We start from the raw sequence: 23,878 nt of genomic DNA, 5'->3' as shown, positions 1-23,878 counted from the left end.
ATCATAATAAAACTCCTGATTACTTTCGTAAAAGTACTGTTTTGATTTAACCAAGAGCCGTAACAAATTTATGTACAAGCCCCTTACTGGTTAAGTTAACGGCAGGAAGTAAAATACCTTTAGCTTTTATTTAATAAATTGTATAAAAGCAAGTTAAACGCATGATTTAAATGGTTTAATAAAAAATAAAATAGTAAAAAAAAAGCGCAATAAATTACGCTTTTCTAATACAACAAAATAAATTGTTATTAGTTTAATTAACCGCCTAGCAAACTAAGCGCGGCTTGTGGTACTTGATTTGCTTGCGATAAGATTGACGTACCCGCCTGTTGCAAGATCTGATTTTTAGTCATTTGCGCTGTCTCAGTTGCAAAGTCAGTATCTTGAATGCGGCTACGAGAAGCAGATACGTTTTCAGAAATATTTGCTAAATTACTAATCGTGTGGCTAAAGCGATTTTGTACCGCACCTAAGCCTGCACGCTGTGAGTCAATATTAGCAATTGCATTATCAATCACAGATAACGCATCTTGCGAGCCCATTTGAGTGGTAACATCGATATCAGCAGCATCTTCTAATGTACTTGTTACTGTTGCCGTATTACTAGTAGCCAGTGAGGTATTATCGGCTTTAACATTAAATGTTTTTGATGAGTTTAATTGGATACCACCAGCCACCGTTGTAGAGTCAGCAGTAGCAGCACCACTTACAAGCGTAGCAGCTGTACCATTCGTACCATCGTAACTTTGACCTGTAACAACAATAGATCCTGACGTAACAGTACCGACTGCATTGGCACTCTGATAATTTACTATTTCAATATCTTCGCCTTGGTCATTGTTCAGTGTAAACACACCATTTTCAATTGTTGCCGTTACACCATGTTCATCTGTAGCTGAATTAATAGCCTCAGCCATTGCTTGCTGATCGGTAGATGAGTTACCTGTACTACTAAATGCTACTTTTTCACCATTTAACGTAAAGCTAACAGTTTCATCTGCAGAAGATGTAGCAATTGTAACACCGGCTGTTGTTCTTGCTTGAGCAGTAACACCAGTGTTTGATGTATATTGATTAATTGCAGACGCAGCTTCTTTTGCACTTGCCCCTGCAGTAATATTGACTGTTGAAGCATCACCACCTGTGCCTTCAATGACATAAGTACCTGCAGCAACGCCATTGTTAATCGCTACAGCAGCATTAGCCGGTGTTGCGCCGCCATACCCACCTACTGTACTTGTTGATAAAGCTTGAAGGTTAACTTGGTTTGAGCCAATTTTTTCAGCGGCTACACTTGAAAGCGATACGTTAATCGTTTCATTTGCATTAGCACCAACTTGGAATGTTTTACTACCGTAGCTGCCGTCTAATAATTGTTGCCCACCAAATGAAGTTGTGTCGGCAATACGTGTTAACTCGACCTGAAGTGCAGATACTTCTTTTTGTAATGCCTCACGATCTTCTGTCGAATTTGAACCATTTGCTGATTGAAGTGCAAGTTCACGCATTCTTTGTAAAATACTTGTTGATTCACTCATTGCACCTTCAGCTGTTTGCGCCATTGAAATACCATCATTAGCATTTCGTTGAGCAACTGCTAGGCCATTAATTTGCGATGTTAAGCGGTTTGAAATTTGTAGGCCAGCGGCATCATCTTTTGCGCTATTAATACGCATACCTGACGATAAACGCTCCATTGAAGTAGCTAAGCCTTCGCCAGATTTAGTTAAGTTACGTTGTGCGTTTAGTGACGACACATTAGTATTTACTGTTAATGCCATTTTACCATCTCCTAGGTTTAAACAGAGTGTGGTTCAACACGATTTAACAGGAACCACTGTTCGATAATTTCTTATAATAAGAAAAGCATTTACTGTGCCAACTTTAATTTATTTTTAAGTTGTTGTTTTTAATGACAAATATACAGCTTGTTAAATTGTAAATAAAGAGTGAAGTTGTTTCGGTGGGAGTGACATTTTTTTGCCGCAATTTTGTAGATAGTTATTGCCGCTTTAAAGTAGGTAAAGCGGCAAGGTATTTCTGCTTATAATCTGCTTATAACTTGCTTATAAATAATCGAATAACGAGAGGTTAGTTAAACGGCCAAAAGTTGCTTGCGATGCTTGCAGTGCCGTTTCTTGTTTGGTTAGTTCGCTAATAGCTTCAGCCATGTCTACTTCGACTAAATCAGAAAGATTACTTTTGTTTTGAATATCTTGCGCAAGATTAGAGTCGCTAACGCTATCAACTGCGTTCATACGCCCACCTAAACTTGCTTGAGTAAACACAACTTGCTCACTGGCATTTTGTAATTGAACCAAGCCATCGGCTAACACTTCTTGAAAATCATCACCTTCAAGTGTGCCATCATTTAAACCTGTAATAAGTGATTGTAATGTATTGAGTACGTTTTCTTTGCCTGGCTTTTCAAGGCTAAAATCAAGCTGGCCAGGTGCTGAACCTTCAAATTCAATCTTCATACCTGCAAAATCGATTGGCTCATCTGTAACCTCACCCGTTACTGCGGGGGTTAGTGCTGCGCCGTCTCGGTATATTTCGTAAGTTTGTGGGTCAGTTGCTGTAGCACCTGGGCTTACTAATACACTATAAGTATTTGCTGTTGCTGAAGCTGTTGGGTCTGCGTTGTAATTTGCTTGATGAAATTTATCAAACTCAGCTTGGCCGTCAACATATACACTTGCCGCTGTAATAGAGCCTGAAACACTTGCCGTGTTAGATTCTACATTTAATCGCGCGTTAGTTTTTTCAAACGTATCAAAACCGTTATCACTCGCTTTAATCGATACACCTTCAGCTATAGTTATTTGGTGCTGGCCTTGGTCGCCATTATAGGTGTACTCACCCGCTGCAGAATCAAACTGATATGGCTGCGTACTGTCTTGGTATCCTGAAAATATAAATTTACCGTCTTCTGATCGGGTGTTCATTAAGTTAGCTAACGTTTGTTGAATGCCGCTAAGTTCTGATGCAATCGATTTTAAATCGTCTTTAGTGTACGCACCATTACCAGCTTGAATAGTGAGTTCTTGCGCTTGTTGAATATTGGTATTTATACTTTGCAATATGGTTTCCTCTGTTTCGAGGCGGCCATTTAGCTGGTTAATATTTTTAGTGTATTGCTCGTTTGTTTGTATTTTATTTGAATATAGCATTCCTTGCGAAATAGCAGCTGGCGCTTCTGAGGTGGTTAAATACTTTTCACCTGTTGTTACTCGCTCTTGAGCATTTGCAACACCTTGTTGGTTGTCGAGTATTTTATTTATGTTGTTTTGGTACATTAAATTATTTGATAAACGCATAATTACCTCGCCGCATTTAATAAGGTGTCAAAAATTTCTTGAGCTGCTGCTAAAACTTGTGCTGATGCTGAGTATGATTGCTGAAAACGCAGTAAATTTGCGGCCTCTTCATCTAGGTTTACTCCAGATAACGACTCGTACCATGCCTCAGATTGCTGTGCTAGAGCGTCAAATGCAGCCCCACTTGTGATTGCTTGGCCAGTTATAACACCTATATCACTCACTAATCCTGAATAAGCTTGGTTGAACGTTTTATGGTTGTCGGCCGTTGCTGTTGTTTCTACGTTTAAACGGACTAACTCGCCATTTTGTAAATCAGCTAATTTTAAACCATTACGGTTATCATCAAAGCCGCCTTCGTTAAACTCAAGTGTAAAGGTGTCGCCTGTTGCTGGCGTACCTTCTATATCAAAATCGAATCCGTAGGTATCAAATGGAGCACCCGCTTGCGATAACATTCCTTTTGCAGGAGGCGTAATAGTAAAAGTACTCGTTCCGCTATTATCAGTAATTTGATATTCATTAGCATTACCTGTTTTAACAAGCGTTATTTCACCGTTTGTTAAGCTTGGTGTTGAAGTAAATCCACCGGAGGTAACACTTGTTACTTCTCCCGCTGAAATAGTAGCGGTACCTATATTATTTAAATCATTAGCAGTACGAATAGGCGATGCTAGTGCTAAATCTTCTGCGCGCCCTGTTGCAAGTGTAATGCTTGAAGCAGCATCTGAATTAAGCTTTATTTGAAACTGATCACCCTCAACACCTGCCCCAGACACATTTACTTGAAGGCCAAATGATTCTCCGGTAGTAATAGTCGATGAATCAATAACACCTGTCGATATATCAGCAAGTGAAGGCTGCCCTAACGGATCGCCTTTGTTATCTATAGGCTGAATACTTACTTCATTAGCATTAGCTGTATAAGTAATAATAAAGTCACTGGCAGGAAGTTCACTGCCCTTACCTGGCTCTACCGTTGCAGTCATACCGGCAGTACCTGTGTTAGCTTGATACGCATAAGCGCCAACGGTAGGAATATTAAAAATATTACCCCCTAGCTGACCTGTTGCATCCATACCCAATTTGTTTTGTTCGTTAAATGCATCAGCTATCGCTAAGCCCATTTGACCAATTTGGTTTTGCGCAGGGACTAATATGTCATCTCTAAAAGCAAGTAAGCCGCCAATTTTTCCTTTAAGCTTACTTACATCAACTTCAAGCGGCACTGCTTTGCCACCATTAACGTCCAGCGTGAATTCTTTAAAATTAGGATCGGGGTCGCCTGTCATCGAAAATAAGTTAAATGCGCCATTTTGCATAACAACCGCTTCGCCTGTGCCCATAAAAACGAGTTTTTCGCCATTTGGACCATCAAGCGTTTCTATGTCTATTAGCTCTGATAAGTCGCGTATTGCTTTATCGCGTTCGTTATAGGTAGAGCTCGCATCTGCGGCGTTATTAGTGCCATTAACTGCTGCAATATTTTGATTTAGCGTGCTAATACTTTGAATTAGTGAGTTTGCTTCATCTGAAAATATTTCGAGCTGCTCGTTCACTACACTTTTTTGATCAAGCACGATGCCCGAAAGCCTATCCATTTGATCAATTAAGCTTTGCGCATCTGTCATTACTAATGAGCGGGCAACGGTAGATGACGGCTGATTAAGCGCTTCTTGCACGTTATTAAATAAAGAGTTAATTCCGGTCGAAAGGTTGTTCGACTCTTCAGAAAAAATAGTATCAACTCTATTTGCCTCAGTAATAAACTGATCGAAAAACGATTTATTAGAGGTGTCACGATTTAGCTGTGACTGAGCAAACTCGTTTAGTAATCGGTATGTTTCGCCTCGCCCCACTTGGTTATCAACCATAGTGGTAAACTCTGTACGCTCACGCACATAGCCTACGGTATTTACATTGGCGATATTTTTACTTGTCGTTTGCAGTAGCTCCGAGCTTGCTCTAACCCCAGAACTGGCAATGTTTAATAAATTAAACGACATGTTACTCTACTCCTTGGCGGATCACGTTTGCCGCAATGTCTTTTAGCTGACTGCTATTGAGCACTTTTTTTATTTTGCTGGCATAATTTGGATCGGTTGCATAACCTGCTTTTTGTAATGAATCTAAAAAGTCATTTGGTTTTGCTGTATTTTGTAATGCTTCTTTGTAGCGTGGGTTTTGCGTTAAAAAATCAACGAAGTCGTTCACGCTATCTTTAATTGAATCGTAGGCTCTAAAGCTGGCTTGTTTTTTAACGGGTGTGCCTTGTTCAAACTCAAGCGTTACTTTACTTGCTTTGTCACCTTCCCAGCTTTTATCTGACTTAATATTAAATAGGTTATTTGAGCTGCCACCGTCACTTTTATTAATAATGTGCTTACCCCAACCGGTTTCAAGTGCCGCTTGTGCAACCATTACCGCAGGGTTTAAACCAATTTTTTGCGCTGCAGTTTTAGCGTGTTCCCACACTGAACTTACAAACTCTTCTGCATTTTTAAATGTTGGGCTATCGGCTTTAGACTCTGCAGTATTAACCTTAGGCTCAGCAATATCGGCTTTAGTGCTCTTAACGATAAGATCGGGTTGATTATTTTTTTGCTCATGAGGAAGAGCGGATCCAACTTGCATATCGCTAAAAATATCGTTGGTTGTTCTAAGTACAGAGCCTGGCATAAAGTTTTTAGACTCAGGCGATAACTGCTGAACAATTAAATCGGCAAGGCCTAAAGAGCCATTTGATGAAAGCTCTGTAGAAAGTTGCTGATCGTGCATTTCTTCAAAAAACTTTACGCCACTTGAATTAAATGGACTGTCTTTGTCTTCAAATGCTTCGTTGGCTTTGCGCATTCCTTTGAGCAGCATTTGCGTAAAAATAGCTTCAAATTGTGCGGCCGCTTTTTTAAGCGCAGCTTTAGAGGCATCAGTTGATGCATCGCCACTGGTTAAGGCTTCTTTACGAAGTGAATCTAAGTTGCCTAAATCAAAAAAGTTTTGCTTATCGAGGTGGTTAGTTTCCATCGGCTTTTTGACACAAAATGAATAATGTAATTAAAAATGCAAAAATTGAGCCACTACCGATAAAACGAGGAAGATAAAAATAATAAACTTGAGTTGCTGTAAATAAAAAGCCCTATATCTAATTTCAAAAATATAGGGCTTAAGTAATACGTTATTTATTGGCTTGGGTTATTTATATAACAACTAACTGTCCGTTAATTGCGCCGGCTTCTTTTAGTGCTTCTAAAATAGCCATTAAGTCACCAGGCGCTGCGCCTACTTCGTTAATTGCGCGAACTAAATCGTCAAGGCTTACACCTGGATTAAATACAAAGGCGCGCGAGTCGTCTTGGTTTACATCAATAATACTTTGCTGTGTGACAACTGTATCACCGTTTGCTAGCGGGTTTGGTTGTGACACATTTTGTTGCTCTGCAATTGTTACTGTTAAGCCACCGTGAGTTATAGCCGCAGGCTGAAGCTTAACGTTTTTGCCAATAACAATTGTACCGGTGCGCGAGTTAACTATAATTTTAGCGGCCATGTCAGCTGGTTTAAATTCTAAGTTTTCGAGTGTCGATAAGTACGATACACGCTGGGATGCATCGCGTGGTGCAATAACACGGATAGAAACAGAATCAATTGCTTGTGCGCTATTTGGGCCAACTAAGTCATTAATTGTTTTTTCTAGGCGTTTTGCCGTTGTAAAGTCTGGACGGTTTAGGTTGAAGGTAATGTAATCGCCTTGCATAAATGGGCTTTCTACAGTGCGTTCAACTGTTGCGCCATTTGGTATACGACCAACTGTAGGGGTGTTAATTACAACCTTACTACCATCAAGGCCTTGTGCGCCTAAGCCACCAACAATTAAGCTTCCTTGTGCAATTGCATACACGTTACCGTCTACACCCTTTAAAAAAGTTTGTAGTAAAGTACCGCCACGTAAACTGCCTGCACTACCAATAGAAGAAACCGTAATATCTATTGTTTGCCCGGGCTTTCTAAATGCGGGTAATTCTGCATGCACAGCAACAGCGGCAACATTTTTAATTTTAGGACTTTGAGTTGAAGGCAGCGTAATACCAAAGCTGTTCAACATGCCTCTAAAACTTTGTTGTGTATATGAGTTTTGCTCACCAGTGCCCGGTAAACCAACCACTAAGCCATAACCAACTAATTGGTTAGAGCGCACGCCCTCAACCATAGACACATCTTTTATGCGCTCAGCACTGGCAGTAAACTGCCAACCCAATAACGCAACTAAACATAAAGCTTTAAGGCTATTCATGTTGTTACCCTCTAAAATGGAAACAGCGAACTGCTAAAGAAACGTGTAAGCCAACCAGGACTTTGCGCTTCTTGCGTTTGCCCTTTACCTGAGTATTGAATACGTGCATTAGCAATACGATTTGATTCAACCGTATTATCGGCGCTTACGTCTTGAGGGCGTACTAGCCCTTCTAAACGAATAAACTCTTCACCGGTATTAAGCGTTAGCCATTTTTCGCCGCGTATAACTAAGTTACCATTAGGTAAAACGCGCATTACATTAACCGAAATATCACCCACTAAGCTGTTTGACTGGTTTGATTTTGAATCGCCCGTAAACGACGAATCGCTACCAATACCAAACTGAATACTATCGCCACCTATATTTACAGGTAGACCACCTAAGCCAATCACTGGGTCTAAGCTTGCGTCGGTTTCTTTGTCTGTTTCTGTTTTAGCGGCTTTTGTTGCTTGAGTAGACTCTTGCAATTTAACCGTAATTATATCGCCAGTACGTAGCGCTTTTTTATCAGAATATAAGTCGTTTGATGTATGAGTATTAAACAATGAACCTGTGGCTACCAGCGGCTCTAAAATAGGCTCGGGGTACATAGGTGCGTAGTAAGGGTCGTCCTGCACTACTTCACTATTTTGCGTAGACATACAGCCACTTAAAAATAACGTGCCCGCTGTAAATAAAATAATATTACGCATAATTCCCCCTACTCTATTAAAGCTGTTGATTGATATAACTCATCATTTCGTCAACGGCCGAAATTACTTTTGAGTTCATTTCGTAAATACGCTGAGTTTCTATTAGATTTACGAGCTCTTCAGTTACATTTACGTTTGAAGTTTCGAGTGAGCCTTGAATAATGCTACCTAACCCTTCAACACCAGGGTTACCTTGTACCGGCGCACCACTTACAGCTGTTTCGGTATAAAGATTTTGACCGATTGGCTCAAGACCCGACGGATTAATAAAATCACTAATAGTCAGCTGACCAATGACCACGTTATCGGCTTGGCCTGCAACACGTACAGATACTTCGCCGTCTTGCGAAACCGTAATTGATTGCGCGTCATCTGGTACATTCATTTCTGGCTGAATCACATAACCTGCGCCCGATGTAACAATTCGTCCATCGCCATCGGTAGTAAACTGGCCGTTGCGCGAGTAAGCAATATTGCCATCTGGTTGCAGTACTTCAAAAAAACCTTCGCCAGAAATCATCCAATCTAGTGAGTTTTCGGTGGTCAACATGTTGCCTTGCGTAAACTCTTTTTGGTTAGCTACAACTTTTGCACCCGCACCTAACATTAGGCCCGATGGCATTTCGGTATCTTGCGATGAACGACCGCCCGGCTGATTAATATTTTGATAAAGTAAATCTTCAAATATAGCGCGACTTTTTTTGTAACCTACGGTACTCGCATTCGCTAAGTTATTTGAAATAACCGATATATCGGTTTGTTGGGCGTCTAGCCCCGTTTTACTGATCCACAATGCTGGATTCATAATCGTGTCCTCACTTTAAAGTTAAACAATGCGTAACAGCTGATCTTGACGCTCGTCAATTTCTTCAGCTGTTTTCATTAATTTCACTTGTAATTCAAATTGGCGCTGGTGGCTTATCATGTCGACCATTTCGTGAACTGGGTTCACATTCGACATTTCAAGCGAACCACTTAAAACTTTTACATTGGCAGAGGTATCTACTGTTACATTTGCTTTTGGTCTAAATAAACCATCGTTACCTTTTTCGAGCTGTGAGCTATTTGCTTCTACCACTCTAAGCGTGTCTATTTCTTCTAAAAAGTTAGCGGGGGCGCCTTGTGGTCGAACTTGAATAGCGCCATCTTGGCTAAACCCTATTTTTTCGACTGGGACGGGTAAAATAACAGGTCCCCCTTCGCCAATAACTTGACGACCGTGGCTGGTTACGAGCATGCCTTGAGCTGTAACGTTTAACGTACCCACTTTGGTGTAAGCTTCATTACCGGAGGCATCTTGCACAGCAAGCCATGCGTTATCGCTCATTGCGATATCTAAGTCTCGCCCGGTTTGAACAATGCCACCCGATACCATGTTTGAACCCGGACGCTCTTGCATTGAAAATACACGTGTAGGCAAACCTTCGCCAAACGCTTGCATAGAACGCGCCTGCGCAAAGTCAGCTTTAAAACCCGTTGTATTTGCATTTGCCAAATTATTGGCTTTTAAAGCAAGCCCTTGTAGGCTTTGCTTAGCGCCAGAGGCCGCAATGTAGACCATTTTGTCCATAGTATCGACTCACATAAAAAATCTCTGAACTTACAAATGCAAAATAGATGCCAGATTAAATTTGACGCAACATTGAGAGGTATTTAGAAGGGCTTGCAAAGAGGACTTATAAAAAAGGCTGCAAAAATGCAGCCTCATATATTTAATAGGGTTTAGCTTATCGAATCTGCAAAATACTTTGCTGAATAGTTGAGTTAACTTCAAGCGCACGTGAGTTTGCTTGGTAATTACGCTGTGCAGTAATTAAGTCTACAAGCTCATTAGTAAGGTTAGTATTTGATTGCTCAAGTGCTGATGAGTTAATTCCACCAAACGTACCCGAACCAGCTTCACCCGCTACAGGTTCACCTGAATCAATACTTTGCTTCCAGCTTGTATCACCCACTTGTGATAACCCTTGTGAATTTGGAAAACGTACCATAGCCACTTGGCCTAGGAATGTTGAGTCACCATTACTGTAAGAAGCGACAATTTTACCGTCTGTTCCTATATCAATTCCGGCTAAACGACCAACCGTTGAGCCATCTTGATCGAGTGCTTTTACTTCAAAACCACTTGAATACTGAGTTGGGATACGTCCTGCCGTGTTATTTTCATCGCGCCAGTTAAGCTCAATACCAGTACCTGGGAAAGTTGCACCATTGTCTAGTAATGTTGATAAACCAGCACCAGAACCCGCTGGTAGTAGTATTTCATCAAAAGTAGTTGTATTTGTATTTGCCACACCACCTGTTGTTGATGGTAAACCACTTGAGTTAAAACCAAGGGTGGTAAGTGGTGTATAAGGCGCGGTTTGTTCTCCACCAGTTGTGCCATCAACTACTTTGCCATCGAGTGTTGCGTATACTTCCCAACTGTTATCTGTACCACCTGCTGCGGCATCATCTTCTTTAGCAAAAAAGTATTGTAAAATATGTGGTTCACCTAGTGAATCATATACCGTTGTTGACGTAGATGAGTTATAAGTACCACTAGAAGCAGGGTCAAAATCTAGACCTGTTGGATCCGCCGTTGCATCTAAGTTAAACGACAAAAATACATTTTCTGTTGCGCGAGGTGAACCAGACGAATCAGGGATTTGAATTGGATCAGTTGTGCTCAAACTTACCGACGTTGTATCACCTGTAGATGAATCAACTGGGAATGCTTGTAAAAAGTTACCTTTTGCGTCAACCATAAAGTTATCTTGGTTAAGCTTAAATGCACCTGCACGTGTATATGTTAAATCTTGCGAAGATAAATCGTCGGTCATCGCAAAATAACCTTCACCAGTGATTGCTAAATCAAGTGAGTTATTTGTAAATTGCAGTGAGCCTTGATGAAACTGCTGCGCAACCATGGTTGTTTGCACACCGTCACCATTTTTAGTCTTACCAGAGCTAAATACTGATGAAGCGTAAACATCGGCAAACTCAGCGCGTGACTCTTTAAAACCTGTGGTATTAACGTTTGCAATATTATTTGCCGTTACGTCTAAATCTTTTTGCGCGGCAGCAAGGCCGGTTAATGCAATATTGAAGCTCATAATTCACCTCTAACCTGTTAGTCTGTGGCCTGCTAGCAGGCGAAAAATACTAAAATTTATTACGCGATTTCTGCTACATCTGTCAGCCTAACCGCACCTTCTTTAGTGTTAATAATAATGCCACTTGAGCCATTAATATTAACGCTTTCAATGTTCTTGAATGTAGCAATGGGCAAGCTTGAAAATTCGCCGTCAGTACTTCCTTCGGCGGTTACTGAGTATTCACCTTCAGGTAAACGCTCACCGGCTTCATTTTTGCCATCCCACGCAAAACGTACTGCACCTGCTGATTGAGAACCCATATCAATAGTTCTCACTAGCTGACCTGATGCATCTGTCACTTTAATTTTTAAGTTATCAACGGCTTCTTCTGCCACTGCAGAGCCTCTGGCATCACCCGTTTCATTTAAATCCAGGGTGTTTGACTCAAGTAAAGCTTGCTTGCCAACAAGTGTTGATGCTTGCAATGCTGAATTTGATGTCATAGAAGACGCTAAGCTATCAAAATTTGAATTTAAATCGCTAATGCCTTGCGCCATTGTGAAACTAGTCATTTGCGCAATCATTTGATCGTTATCCGCAGGGTTACTGGGATCTTGAAACGATAATTGCTGAGTTAACAAAGAGAAAAAGTCTTCTTGTGTTAACGCATCACTCTCATTGTCACTGGTCGCTACTTGCGATTCTTGCCAGCGTATAGAGTCTAAATAGGATGAAGATGTACTAATATCGTTACTCATAACCTACCCTCGGTTACCGCTGCCCTAGCAACAGTGTTTTACTTAGCATTTGCTTTGCTGCATCAGCAACTTGCACGTTTGTTTGGTAAGAACGAGAGGCAGAAATCATATTTGCCATCTCCTCTACAACATTGACGTTGGGTTTATAGATATAGCCATTTTCATCCGCACTTGGATGGTTTGGGTTATATTCAATTTGTAATGGTGCATTACTTTCAACAATGCCCAAAACTTTCACACCAACTGCGGAGCCCTGTTGGTTACTTACTGATGCTGAAGCCTTTGTTAGCTCAGCCGCAAATACAGGTTGGCGCGCTCGGTACGTTTTGTCTTGAGATGAACTAATGGTATTAGCATTAGAAATATTACTAGCTGTAGTATTTAAGCGAACGTTTTGTGCGCTCATACCCGAACCTGCAATATCGAAAACATTATATAAACTCATAATTTTTATCCTTGACTACCGAGAGCTTTATTCAGGCCTTTAAATTTGCCGCTTAAAAATTGCAAGCTGGCCTGATACTCCATAGCATTCTGTGTATACAAGTTTCGTTCCACTTGTATATCAACCGAGTTACCATCACCTGTATCTGATTGATTTGGCAAACGAAATGATTCTGAACTGCCCATACTATGAGTACCTCCACCAATGTGTTTATCATTAGTTCTTACCATAGTATTGCCGCTTTGCTGGGTTGACCTTGCCGCTTTTAATGCAGAGGCAAAATCAATATCTTTTGCTTTATAGCCAGGCGTATCAGCGTTAGCTATATTAGTTGCAATTAATTCAGCTCGCTGTGAACGGATCAACATGGCTTGCGGATGCACACCTAATGCTTTATCAAAACTGATAGCCATAACCTTCTCCAAAAAATTGACTTACCCATGAATAAAGCAAAAAATAAGCCATTAATATTAGGAAGTGTTATATTTTTATAAGACTATGTATCTAAATAGAAAAACGACGCTTGGTGCGTCGTTTTAGGGAAATGAATTAACTTAGTTATTTCTTTTGGTAAATGATACCGGGGTTGCATCTAACCATATCAAATTCAGTACTTAGACCAGTTAGGGACTCTGACGCTCCTAAAAATAAGTACCCTTTTGGGTTTAATGCTTGTGCAAACTGATTAATAATTTTAGCTTTTATTTCAGGCGCAAAGTAAATAAGTACATTACGGCAAAAAATAATATCAAACTTGCCCATTAACGCGTAAGAATCAAGCAAATTCAGGTGCCTAAAACTAACTTGTTTTTTTATTGTATCGTTTACTTGTGCCATACCATTGCCGCTGTCTTTAAAAAACTTTTTACGACGCTCTGCAGATAACCCTCTGGCAAGTGCAAGCGCGTCATATTCTGCATTTTTACACATATCAAGCATGGTATTAGATATGTCGGTACCAATAATTTGTGCACCCATACGAAGCACACCAGGTTGCTTAGTATTAAATTCAGCTACTGACATAGCTATTGAATAGGGTTCTTGTCCTGATGAGCTGGCAGCAGACCAAATTTTTAAAGGCCTTCTTAAGTCTTTAAACTCAGGAAAAAGCTTATTTTGGAGCAACTCAAACGGGTATTGATCTCTAAACCACAACGTTTCGTTTGTGGTCATTGCATCAACCACTGCGGCTCTTAATTGCCGCTCGTGAGGCCCGAGAGTTTTACTAACCAACTCCGATAAAGATCCCACATTAAATCGAGTCATTAACGGAGCAAGTCGGCTTTTAACTAAATACTGTTTGTTTTCACCTAAAACAATGCCGCATTGCTGCTCTAAAAACGAACGAAACTGGTCGTATTCACTTTGCTGCAAATCTTTATTATTCAAGTTAGTAGCACCTATTTTTGTTAATCACAATGAACCCACTTTTTAACCGCTGTTGCTAATTCGTCTGGGTTAAATTTAGCAATAAAGTCATCTGCCCCGACTTTTTCAATCATAGCCTGGTTAAAAACACCACTCAAAGAGGTATGCAAAATAACATGCAAAGGTGCAAGTTTGGGATCTGCTTTTATTTCAGCTGTTAAGGTATAACCGTCCATTTCTGGCATTTCAACGTCTGAGATAAGTAACGCTACTCGCTCAGTAATATCGTTTTTACAATCAAGCTCTGCTATTTCTTTTAATCTTATAAGTGCTTCTTTACCATTTTTGGCAAGCTCTGTTTGCACGCCTAACGGCTCTAGGGCACGTTTAACTTGATTACGCGCAACAGCAGAGTCGTCTGCAATAAATACGATACGTTCGCCTAAATCTTTTTGAATATCGCCGCTTTGTGCAACTTCAGCACTTACTTCTGTGTTTACTGGGCAAATTTCGTTGAGAATTTTTTCTACATCGAGAATTTCGACTAATTCATTTTCGATTTCGGTCACTGCTGTTAAATATGAATAACGTCCGGCGCCTGATGGTGGTGGCATTATTTTTTCCCAATTCATATTTACAATACGTTCAACTCCGCCCACTAAAAACCCTTGCACAGAGCGATTGTATTCAGCAATGATTATAAAGCTGTCTTTAATGTTGTCGATTGGGCGCCCACCTACAGCCATTGATAAATCAATTACTGAAATAGTTTGACCACGAATATGTGCAACACCACGAATATACGGATTAGATTTTGGCATGCTTGTTAGTGGAGGGCATTGCAGCACTTCTCTCACTTTAAATACATTAATACCAAAACGCTGACGCCCTCTGAGCTTAAATAAAAGTAATTCTAGGCGGTTCTGCCCAACCAACTGTGTGCGTTGGTTTACTGAGTCTAAAATGCCTGCCATTCAAATCTCCTAAAGAAAACAAATAATACGGAACGATAATTGCTTTCTATTTATAAAGCTACATAACATCGCGGGTGCGTCTACTTTTTGACGCAAAATATTTATACCCTGTTTGAAACCATAAGCATAGTCGAAACATTATGAGTTTGTTAAAAAAAATCAGAAGATACAGTGTTTTTTATTTTGTTACTAGCTTGTGCTTTGTATTCCCTTTGCAAGCTAAAGTGTTTAGTAAAGATTTATTACAAGACATGGCCGTTGCTTATATAGCTAAGCAGATTGGTACATTGCAAAATACTAATACTCAATTAAGTGCACTGCCTTTAGATAGTCGCATTCCTGATCGTGTCTGTAATACTGAGCTTGAATTATCAACATCCGATGAGCCACCATTTAACCGCCAAGTAACCTTACAAGCTAAGTGCAATGATGCGCAAACGTGGGCTCAATACGTTCATGTAAGAGTTGTTGAAATGGCCCCAGTTGTTGTTGCCACCGCTAATTTATCCCGCGGTGAAGTAATAACTAAATCGCATTTAAGTATTGAAATGAAACCAACTCACTTTGTACGAATACAGTACTTAGATGACCCCACAATGCTAATAGGCAGCAGAAGTAAACGAAATATTAGAAGTGGTATGCCAGTATTACTAAACCAAATTTGTATGGTGTGTAAAGGTGACTCTGTTAATATTTACGCTAACCTTAGAGGCCTTAGAATTAAAACCACAGGTATTGCTTTAGAAGACGGTACTTTGGGCGAACAAATACAAATAAAAAACAAAAAATCAGGTAAAGTTTTAAATGCGCGAGTAGATGGTGTAGAGTCTGTTCAGGTGAATATTTAATTTAGATTTATACTAAAGTATCCTACGTATATGCCGATAACATGGCATAAGTTGGGTAATATACGGGTTTATTATTATGGTTAATCAAGTTAATGGCAGTAATCAACAAGCTAATGCGTTAACAAATGCAAAGCAACAACAAGTTGATTTAAAAAAAGATAACGCAAATACACAAGCGACGCAGACTCCTTCGCCTAAAGCAGCAAGTGACTCTGTAAGCTTAACGCCGCAAGCGCAGCAATTAAAAACGCTTCAAGATAAAGCACAGCAATCGTCTGGATTTGACAGCGATAAAGTTGCTGAGCTTAAAAAAGCAATAACCGAAGGTAAATATCAAGTGGACAGTGAAAAGCTTGCTAAAAACTTAGCTGATTTTGAGTTTAATGTGTATGGCTGATCATAATAGTTTAATTAGCGTAAAACTAAACCAACAAGTAAGTTGTTTAGATTCTTTGCATACGCTATTAAACGACGAGCTTACTGCTATTGCTTCACGACGTGGTGCTGGTTTAAAAGAAATTACCCAACAAAAAATGTCTTTTTTAACTAAGCTAAGCACTCTTGATAAAGAGCTAAGTAAGCTTATTGCCAGTAACGATACACAAAATCCTGAAATATCTGAGCTAATAAGCCAAGTTAAAACTCAACTTGCGCAATGCCAAAAACAAAATAATGTTAATGCTCATGCTGCCCGCCAAGCGCAACTTAGTGTTAAACAATTAAAAGAGATATTAATTGGCGCACCAACGTCAATGACCTACGATCAAGCCGGTAAATCTGTAAATACCGAGAGTAAATTGGTTCGTAATTTAAAAGCGTAAGCCCAAAATTTTACATTAAAAAAGCCTTATTGATATATCAATAAGGCTTTTTTAATGTCCTTTGTTCTTAAATTTCGTTATAAATAATATCCATTTGCTTAATAATGTAAGCCCCCTTAATAAATAATTAAGAGGGCTCTATTAATATTAAATATCCGTTTGATTATTACTACTTTCAATTAAGTGTTTAATCATCTCTTCCGATTGATTTTGCACATCAACCGCAGGTGCTGCTGCATCAATGCTTCCCCCACTTTGAGCTGGAGTATAAGCAATTGCAGAGCCTTCGTCCTCAACCAGTGTATTTAGCGCTATAAGCTGCTCTGCATCTTCGCTAATAATAACGTCATCAATATTAAGCGGTTCCGCCGAACTCATTTGGACCGTTTGCTCAGGTGTTGACAGACCACTCAAGTTACCTAAGTCAATTGTTTCAGTGCTTAATACGTTGCTGCTTGAAACTTCATTAGGAATTGTATCGCCTAGAGCCGACTCTTCGCTAAATGATGCAGGGATTGTATCGCCAGAAGCAGCGCTTGCTCCATTATCGTAAATATTGCCTGACTCTATAAATACATCATTTCCATTTTTAACTTGATAATTACCAGCTTCGTCCACAGTATAGAAATGCGTGTTTTCAAGACCTGTACCCAGTAAACCTAAAAGATTCAGATCTAAATTAGTAGAGTCCCAATTACCTTGAGCATCTACAACTGCATATGGCGCTGAAGTTAATGCTAAATCAATGCCTAAAACTAATGAGTCGAAAATATAGACCTTACTTCCCTCACCGCCATCAGATGTACCTTCGTAACCAACCAATATCCCTATACCCAATAAATTAAGTAAGTACTCAGGTTCTACTGTAAAGTTGATCGGTGTATTATCAATAACCAATCCAGATAAACTACCGCTTGATGTTGCGTTTCCAGAACTATCGGTCGCTACAGCTGTTACTGTATAAGCCCCATCAGCTAAGGTAGTATTAGCTGTTACGCTCCACTCACCAGATGCATCAGCAAATACTGTTTCAGTTGCCTCTGTAGCGCCACTAAAGATCACCGTTACTGACTCACCTGGAGCGGCTGTACCTGTTATAACTGGGTTTTGTTCTGTAGTTAGTACCAATCCTGAATCAATTGTAATACCTGAGTCAATTGCGCTACTTGATGATTGCGTACCAGTATTACTTGCACCATCAACAATGCTTACATCAACGCTGTAGTTGCCCTCAGGAAGTACTTCTGCTGATGTCACACTCCACGTCCCATCAGCTCCAACTGTTGTTTGAACATTGTGAGTGGCACCAGCTGAATCAGTAAACATAACTATAACCGCTGCACCTGCAAAGCTTCCAGTAACTGACCCCGTAACAGTAGGCGTTGTATCTTGCCCTACCAATATTGGATCTATGACTACAGTTGGCGCTGTGTAGTCTGTGCTTGACACCATAGTATCGCTAGCAGAATTACCCGCTGTATCGCTTATTGATGCTGTTGCACTAAAGCTACCTTCACTAAGCGCGGTGGTAGCTGTTACTGACCATGTGCCACTTCCTGAAACTTGAGCGGTAATAGTTTGTGAATCATTATTAGCATCGGTAATAACAACACTCACATTTGTACCTGCTGGTGCATCACTTGTACCTGTAATTGTTGGTAACGGGTTATTAGTAACAGGTAACTGGTTAACTTCAACTGTTGGTGGTGTTAAATCAATAATGCCACCTAGGCTTGTAGAACTTGTAAGCCCTAAGTTTTCAACTGTAGCACTTACAGTAAAGGCACCTTCAGCTAATGGTGTTGTAGGTATTAGAGTCCATACACCTGCAATAGCTTGGGTGTTATATGTCGTTGCTGTACCGCTACTATCGGTAATAACTACCTGTACGTCACCTGCTAATATATCTGTGGTACCTGTAATTGTTGGCGTTGTATCGCTTGTATCTACAATTTGATTAATTAACAAACCTGGTAAGGTTGTACTAATAGTGCCCGTTTGCGTAACTGTTGCTATATTCCCAGCATCATCTGTACTTATTGCCTCAATTGTTAAGTCACCTTCAGCAAGTAAAGGAGTAACAATAAGCCATGTTCCGTCTCCTAATACCGAAGTGGTAACTACATATAATGTATCTGTAGAGTCAGTAATATTTACGGTAATTAAACTTCCTACCTCTTCATCGCTTGTCCCTTCAATAGTAGGTGTTAGCGTATTAAGTACACCAAACGCATCAATTCCTAGCGCTGGCGCTATAGTATCTATGGTTACTTGCTCAATGGCCGACTGCCCTGTATTACCTGCGGCGTCAGTTATACTTGCAGAAACAGTATATACACCATCTGATAAGCTAGTAGTTACTAAAGACCACTTGCCATTGGCATCAATTAAAGTATTAAATACCGTTTTTTCACCATTACTACCAATAACAGTTACATCAATATTTGTGCCTTCAGCTTCTGGTGATGTACCTGAAAGCTCTAATATATCTGTATTGCTAATGCTCAGTGGTAAAATTCCAACCACTGGTACTAGCGTATCAACGACGAATTCAAGCGTATCGGTAACTACATTACCTGCATCATCAGTAATACTCACATTCGCAACATGCTGCCCTTCAGTTAGTGCATCTACCTCGAGTGAAAATAACCCAGCTGCATTAACCGTGGTGGTTAAAACTGAACCGCCATCTAGTTGTATTTCAACAACACCATTAATTAAATCACTGGTACCTTGGATTATTGGCGTGGAGTCTGATGTTGTGCCAATAACCTGTAAGCCAAGTGTTGGCGATATTGTATCCACCACTGCGGTAAGTAGTTGCGTGGTAGTAATACCGACCTCACTTAACACGTCAACTGTTACGCTAAATGCCCCCTCAGCTAATGATTGAGGAACCTGCACAGCCCACGTATTATCGGCTTGCACTATAGCCGTAAGCTCTTGTACTACATTTTCGCTATCTACCACTTTAACTAGCACTTCAGTGCCTGATGCTTGGTCGGTCGTACCACTAATTATTGGTAAATCGCCCTCACCAGTAGCAAAGTCAACTACCGCATTTAGTACTGGGGTTGAAGCATCTACATCAGCAGTCGTAATAGTGGTGGTGTTACCCGCATCATCGGTTGCAGAGGCTTCAATAACTGATAAGCCAATAACATTAACGGCTAGGCCTAATAGCTCCCAATCACCATTTGCATCTGTGGTTACATCGTATGTTAAATCGAGTAAATCACCTGCAAGCTCTAGAGTAACCGTAACGGTTTTACCTTCGCCCAAATCAGATGTACCAGATAAAGAAACCAACTGACCTAATAGGAACGAAGGCACAATTGTTAGCTCTGGTCCCACGGTATCAACCTCACCACCGGTTTTATTGTCGACCGAAGTATTGCCCGCAGCATCGCTAATAGTTGCACTAACACTGTAAACACCGTCAGCTAAAATATTATTAGCAGCCGCTTGCCAGTCTCCATTGCCATCGGTTTGAACGGTCATTTGATGAGAAACTCCAGCAGAATCAGTAAAGGTAACTATAACGTTTGTATTTGCTTCGTTAGATGTGCCTGTAATTAATGGAGTGCTATCTTGAGTCAGTATTAATGAACTTTGATTAATACTAATCTCAGGAGCAATTGTATCAATGGTTGCTGTATTTGTTGCGTCCCCGGTATTACCAGCGCTATCAGTAACAGAGACTTCAACTGAATAATCTCCTTGTGATAGAGAGCTAGTTGCCTCTACAGACCATACACCACCAGTTTGAACTGTTGTATTTACAGTATGCTTATTCCCTAGTGCATCGGTAAATGCCACAGCAACTGCATCACCTACCATGGCACCTGTCACATTCCCTGAAATACTTGGAGTTAGATCGGTACTTCCAGCAATATCGTTAATGGTCACAACTGGCGCTGTTATGTCAACTTCCCCTGTAATACTTGTGTTTACAGGATTACCGGCAGTATCTGTTGTTGAAGCTAAAACCGTGTAAGTGCCCTCGCTCAACTCTGTACTTGCAGCGACTGACCATGTGCCATTTGCACCAACCGTAGCATTAACCGTTTGCTCTGCACCTAAGCTATCAGTAATTAAAATAATAACTAATGCGCCTTGCGGTGCGGTTGTTGTGCCTGAAATTGTAGGCGTTGTATCATTTAAAGTTACAAGCGGCGTAATACTAAGCGTTGGCGCGGTTAAATCGATAACACCGCTACCTGTTGTATTACTCGTTAAGCTTCCTTCAGTTACACTTGCCGAAACAGTAAATTCACCTTCAGGAAGAATAGTTGTCGCATCAACACTCCAAATCCCGCCTACTACCGTCGTAGTTACAGTATGTGAAACGTTATTAACGTCAGTTATAACGACTGTGATCACCGAGTTATCTATTGCACTACTTGTGCCTGATATTGCTGGTGTTTGATCGTTCGTATCAACAATTGTATTAATATTAATTGTAGGCGCATTGGTATTTAAAGTTGCGGTACTATTTGCAACTGATTCATTCCCTGCGGCATCAGTAACACTTGCAGAAACTGTAACTTCACCATCAGTCAGTACATCTGTAATATCTACAGTCCAAGCACCTCCTGCACCAACAACAGTTGTGTAAGTCTCGGTACTATCTCCATCGGTCACAGTTACTGTAATACTCGTGTTTTCAGGTTCATTGGATGTGCCTGAAATAGTTGGCGTGCTGTTATTAATTGTACCTAATGCATTTATAGTAATACTTGGTGCTTGAGTATCAACAAAACTCGAACCTGTATCAGAGCCTGTATTACCAGCATCATCGGTAATACTTACCTCTACATCATAATTGCCATCTGGCAAGCTTGGCGCTGTAACTTGCCAATCGCCGCTAGCATCAACTATTGCGGTTAAAGTATGTATATCACCGTTGCTATCTGTAATGACTATATCGACCACCGTATTCTGTGGTTCAGTTGAAGTACCACTTACAATTGGTGTATTAGTGTTAAATACAGTTATATCATTAAGTACAATAACAGGTACTTGGGTATCAATTGTTAAATCAATAGTCGTGCTGCTGATATTATTAGCGTCATCGGTAATACTTACTTGCGCCGTATAATCACCATCAACAAGTGCTACGGGGACATCTACTTGCCAATTGCCATCAGTACCCACAGTTGCTGTTAGTGTTTGACCACCAATAATAATGCTTACATCTGCACCTATCTCATTACTTGTGCCTGAAATTGTAGGTGTTGTATCTATTGTCGCGTTAACTTCGTTCACAATTAATGTAGGATCAACACTGTCTATTTCACCTTGAGCCTGCTGCGTTGTTAAGTTACCAACACTGTCTCTAACCTCTGCAACAACGGTATATTGACCTTGCGCTAGCTCTGCAGGTACAGCAACAGACCAGTCGCCACCGGCTTGAACTGTCGCAGTAAACGCTTGGCTTTCTCCTTCACTATCAGTCACGGTTATATTAATTACAGTGCCTTGCCCCATATCGGTGGTGCCGCTAATTACTGGCGTACTGTCATTAGATAAAGCATCGACACTAACGGTTAATTCTGGTGCTACGTTATCAAAATCAAGTGTATTGATTGTTCTGACATTACCAGCTGCATCCGTTGCACTGGCAGTCACATAGGCAAGGTTTAGTAAAGGTACTGTTATGTTTGCAAGCCCCCACGTACCATCAGGATTTGTCGTTGCTGTATAAGTTGCACCAACTAATCCCCCAACTAGGTACTCTGTAATAGTGATTACAGAACCCCCTGGTAGATCAGAATCCCCCGAAAGAGAAACTAAATTACCTAATAAAAACGATGGAATAATTTCAAGATCCGGAGCGGTTATATCGACTTCGCCAGTGTCTGTACCCGTGCCTGTATTGCCTGCGGCATCGGTGATACTGGCGCTGACGCTGTAATTACCTTCCGCTAAATCGCCGCTTGGCGTTACACTCCAGTTACCACTTGCATCGGTTTGTACATCAATAGTTTGCACTGCATTCGCTGCATCGGTAAACGTAACCGTGATGGTGCTGTTAGGCGCATCACTGGTGCCAGTAACCGTCGGTGTGCTGTCGTTTGTTAATAATGGCGCATCTACACTCACACTTGGTGCTGTGGTATCAATGGTGCCGTTGCCGGTAATATTGGTGCTGTTACCTGCCACATCGCTGATGTTGGCGGTGATCGTGTACGGCCCTTCAGCCAGTGCAGTCGGTACTTCAACTGAGAAGTTGCCATCAGCATCCACAGTGGTGGTGAACGTTTGTGTATTGCCTTGATCGTCCACTACGGTGAAGTTAATAACCGTGCCTTCAACCGCATCGCTTGTGCCGCTGAGTGTCGGGGTGATGTCGCTACTTGAGCCTGGACTGGTAAGCACAAGTGTCGGTGCAATGGTATCTATTTCACCAGTGCCTGTGGCAGTGGTGTCGTTGGCTGCCACATCTTCAACATTCGCGCTAATGCTGTATGCGCCTTCTGCAAGTGCTACCGGTACAGGAATTGACCACGTACCATTAGCAAGCACGGTGGCGCTCATTGTTTGCGCTGCACCGGCACTGTCTGTCACAATAATAGTGACTTCACTGCCTTGTGGCGCATCGCTTGTACCCGAGATAGTCGGTGTCGTGTCATTGCTAACACCATTATCTGCAATAAGAAGGCTTGGTGCGGTTAAGTCAATCTCGCCTGTTTCGGTGGCGCTGCCGATATTACCTAGTCCATCATCTACTTCTGCGGTGACCGTGTATTCGCCTTCAGCTAACTCAACAGGCGCTGCAACGCTCCATAGGCCACCGGTGACCGTGATGGTCGTGGTGGTTTCAGCTCCTGCACTGTCTACAAACGTTAAGCTGATAGTGGTGCCATCGGCTGCATCACTTGTACCATTAATGGTTGGTGTGGTGTCGTTGGTATCAACCAAGGCATTAATGTTAATGCTCGGCGCGATGGTGTTGAGTGTCGCGGTTTCACTTAATGTGGTGGTGTTTCCGGCGTTATCGCTCACGCTGGCTTCAATAGTAAGCTCTCCATCAGCTAATGCTGTCGGCACATCTGCTGACCAACTGCCATCGGCTTGTACTGTCGCGGTGAACGTTTCGGTTGTGGTGCCGTCGCTTACGCTGATGTTTATCACTGTGCCCGCTGGAGCATTGCTGCTTCCGCTGATTGCTGGGGTGCTGTCGTTCGTAGCGCCCACGGTATCCAGTGTTAATGTCGGTGCTAAGGTATCAAGAGTGCCTGATTGAACTGCGCCACCGGTGTTGCCTGCATCATCGGT

At 41.2% G+C, this 23,878-nt stretch carries 18 protein-coding genes; 3 read left to right on the top strand and 15 right to left on the bottom strand.

The window, feature by feature from the left end; genetic code table 11:
- Window positions 1-257 precede the first annotated feature (257 nt).
- The 14 genes from GQR52_RS19460 to GQR52_RS19395 all read right to left on the bottom strand — a co-directional run bounded on the left by GQR52_RS19460 (window position 258) and on the right by GQR52_RS19395 (window position 14,928).
- The gene (locus tag GQR52_RS19460; RefSeq protein WP_165729504.1) at window positions 258-1,781 is read right to left on the bottom strand and encodes a flagellin; all 1,524 of its coding nucleotides are present in this window, start codon (window positions 1,779-1,781) and stop codon (window positions 258-260) included.
- 285 nt (window positions 1,782-2,066) lie between these two features.
- Entirely contained in the window at window positions 2,067-3,320 is a 1,254-nt protein-coding gene (flgL, locus tag GQR52_RS19455) for a flagellar hook-associated protein FlgL (RefSeq protein ID WP_165729503.1), read from the bottom strand.
- A 2-nt stretch (window positions 3,321-3,322) separates the two neighbouring features.
- Window positions 3,323-5,326 carry a flagellar hook-associated protein FlgK gene (gene flgK / locus GQR52_RS19450; protein WP_165729502.1) on the bottom strand — a complete coding sequence of 668 codons (2,004 nt, stop codon included), beginning with the start codon at window positions 5,324-5,326 and terminating at the stop codon, window positions 3,323-3,325.
- Between the two features lies 1 nt (window position 5,327).
- The gene (gene flgJ / locus GQR52_RS19445; protein WP_165729501.1) at window positions 5,328-6,344 is read right to left on the bottom strand and encodes a flagellar assembly peptidoglycan hydrolase FlgJ; all 1,017 of its coding nucleotides are present in this window, start codon (window positions 6,342-6,344) and stop codon (window positions 5,328-5,330) included.
- 172 nt (window positions 6,345-6,516) lie between these two features.
- On the bottom strand, window positions 6,517-7,611 hold the full coding sequence (locus GQR52_RS19440; protein WP_165729500.1) for a flagellar basal body P-ring protein FlgI: 1,095 nt from the start codon (window positions 7,609-7,611) through the stop codon (window positions 6,517-6,519).
- Window positions 7,612-7,622: 11 nt separating this feature from the next.
- On the bottom strand, window positions 7,623-8,306 hold the full coding sequence (gene flgH, locus GQR52_RS19435) for a flagellar basal body L-ring protein FlgH (RefSeq protein WP_010553251.1): 684 nt from the start codon (window positions 8,304-8,306) through the stop codon (window positions 7,623-7,625).
- 16 nt (window positions 8,307-8,322) lie between these two features.
- Complete coding sequence (flgG, locus tag GQR52_RS19430) at window positions 8,323-9,111, bottom strand: flagellar basal-body rod protein FlgG (RefSeq protein WP_002959420.1); 789 nt, start codon at window positions 9,109-9,111, stop codon at window positions 8,323-8,325.
- 21 nt (window positions 9,112-9,132) lie between these two features.
- Window positions 9,133-9,876 (bottom strand): flagellar basal body rod protein FlgF, encoded by a 744-nt coding sequence (locus GQR52_RS19425; RefSeq protein WP_007581863.1) that lies wholly within the window; start codon window positions 9,874-9,876, stop codon window positions 9,133-9,135.
- 157 nt (window positions 9,877-10,033) lie between these two features.
- Entirely contained in the window at window positions 10,034-11,401 is a 1,368-nt protein-coding gene (gene flgE, locus GQR52_RS19420; protein ID WP_024592770.1) for a flagellar hook protein FlgE, read from the bottom strand.
- 59 nt (window positions 11,402-11,460) lie between these two features.
- Complete coding sequence (locus GQR52_RS19415) at window positions 11,461-12,141, bottom strand: flagellar hook assembly protein FlgD (RefSeq protein ID WP_007581861.1); 681 nt, start codon at window positions 12,139-12,141, stop codon at window positions 11,461-11,463.
- A gap of 13 nt (window positions 12,142-12,154) precedes the next feature.
- Complete coding sequence (flgC, locus tag GQR52_RS19410; RefSeq protein WP_007581860.1) at window positions 12,155-12,586, bottom strand: flagellar basal body rod protein FlgC; 432 nt, start codon at window positions 12,584-12,586, stop codon at window positions 12,155-12,157.
- 5 nt (window positions 12,587-12,591) lie between these two features.
- Window positions 12,592-12,999, bottom strand: a complete 408-nt coding sequence (gene flgB / locus GQR52_RS19405; RefSeq protein ID WP_002959431.1) for a flagellar basal body rod protein FlgB — start codon at window positions 12,997-12,999, stop codon at window positions 12,592-12,594.
- 145 nt (window positions 13,000-13,144) lie between these two features.
- Entirely contained in the window at window positions 13,145-13,975 is an 831-nt protein-coding gene (locus GQR52_RS19400; RefSeq protein WP_007581859.1) for a protein-glutamate O-methyltransferase CheR, read from the bottom strand.
- Between the two features lie 20 nt (window positions 13,976-13,995).
- Entirely contained in the window at window positions 13,996-14,928 is a 933-nt protein-coding gene (locus tag GQR52_RS19395) for a chemotaxis protein CheV (RefSeq protein ID WP_007581858.1), read from the bottom strand.
- 140 nt (window positions 14,929-15,068) lie between these two features.
- Here GQR52_RS19395 and flgA point away from each other — a divergent pair, with 140 nt between their 5' ends.
- From flgA to GQR52_RS19380, 3 genes are all read left to right on the top strand, one after another.
- Entirely contained in the window at window positions 15,069-15,776 is a 708-nt protein-coding gene (gene flgA / locus GQR52_RS19390) for a flagellar basal body P-ring formation chaperone FlgA (RefSeq protein ID WP_165729499.1), read from the top strand.
- 76 nt (window positions 15,777-15,852) lie between these two features.
- A complete protein-coding gene (flgM, locus tag GQR52_RS19385; protein ID WP_007581856.1) occupies window positions 15,853-16,173 on the top strand; it encodes a flagellar biosynthesis anti-sigma factor FlgM in 321 nt (106 codons plus the stop codon).
- On the top strand, window positions 16,166-16,597 hold the full coding sequence (locus GQR52_RS19380; protein ID WP_024589967.1) for a flagellar protein FlgN: 432 nt from the start codon (window positions 16,166-16,168) through the stop codon (window positions 16,595-16,597). The genes flgM and GQR52_RS19380 overlap by 8 nt, the downstream gene beginning before the upstream one ends.
- A 147-nt stretch (window positions 16,598-16,744) precedes the next feature.
- Here the strand turns inward: GQR52_RS19380 and GQR52_RS19375 are convergent.
- On the bottom strand, window positions 16,745-23,878 hold a 7,134-nt coding region (locus GQR52_RS19375), incomplete at its 5' end, for an Ig-like domain-containing protein (RefSeq protein WP_206017567.1).

This window comes from Pseudoalteromonas sp. 31A1 (genome assembly GCF_011378815.1).
Lineage (GTDB): Bacteria > Pseudomonadota > Gammaproteobacteria > Enterobacterales > Alteromonadaceae > Pseudoalteromonas > Pseudoalteromonas arctica.
Note: the sequence above shows the minus strand (reverse complement) of the source record. Positions and strands in the feature narration are given on the sequence as shown.

Bases quoted from the DNA above. Each gene is read 5' to 3' on its own strand.
- flgC (WP_007581860.1), bottom strand. From the start codon at position 12,586: ATGAGTTTATATAATGTTTTCGATATTGCAGGTTCGGGTATGAGCGCA.
- flgL (WP_165729503.1), bottom strand. From the start codon at position 3,320: ATGCGTTTATCAAATAATTTAATGTACCAAAACAACATAAATAAAATA.
- GQR52_RS19415 (WP_007581861.1), bottom strand. From the start codon at position 12,141: ATGAGTAACGATATTAGTACATCTTCATCCTATTTAGACTCTATACGC.
- flgJ (WP_165729501.1), bottom strand. From the start codon at position 6,344: ATGGAAACTAACCACCTCGATAAGCAAAACTTTTTTGATTTAGGCAAC.
- flgB (WP_002959431.1), bottom strand. From the start codon at position 12,999: ATGGCTATCAGTTTTGATAAAGCATTAGGTGTGCATCCGCAAGCCATG.
- flgG (WP_002959420.1), bottom strand. From the start codon at position 9,111: ATGAATCCAGCATTGTGGATCAGTAAAACGGGGCTAGACGCCCAACAA.
- flgA (WP_165729499.1), top strand. From the start codon at position 15,069: ATGAGTTTGTTAAAAAAAATCAGAAGATACAGTGTTTTTTATTTTGTT.
- GQR52_RS19395 (WP_007581858.1), bottom strand. From the start codon at position 14,928: ATGGCAGGCATTTTAGACTCAGTAAACCAACGCACACAGTTGGTTGGG.
- GQR52_RS19380 (WP_024589967.1), top strand. From the start codon at position 16,166: ATGGCTGATCATAATAGTTTAATTAGCGTAAAACTAAACCAACAAGTA.
- GQR52_RS19440 (WP_165729500.1), bottom strand. From the start codon at position 7,611: ATGAATAGCCTTAAAGCTTTATGTTTAGTTGCGTTATTGGGTTGGCAG.
- flgH (WP_010553251.1), bottom strand. From the start codon at position 8,306: ATGCGTAATATTATTTTATTTACAGCGGGCACGTTATTTTTAAGTGGC.
- flgK (WP_165729502.1), bottom strand. From the start codon at position 5,326: ATGTCGTTTAATTTATTAAACATTGCCAGTTCTGGGGTTAGAGCAAGC.
- GQR52_RS19460 (WP_165729504.1), bottom strand. From the start codon at position 1,781: ATGGCATTAACAGTAAATACTAATGTGTCGTCACTAAACGCACAACGT.
- flgE (WP_024592770.1), bottom strand. From the start codon at position 11,401: ATGAGCTTCAATATTGCATTAACCGGCCTTGCTGCCGCGCAAAAAGAT.
- GQR52_RS19425 (WP_007581863.1), bottom strand. From the start codon at position 9,876: ATGGACAAAATGGTCTACATTGCGGCCTCTGGCGCTAAGCAAAGCCTA.
- flgM (WP_007581856.1), top strand. From the start codon at position 15,853: ATGGTTAATCAAGTTAATGGCAGTAATCAACAAGCTAATGCGTTAACA.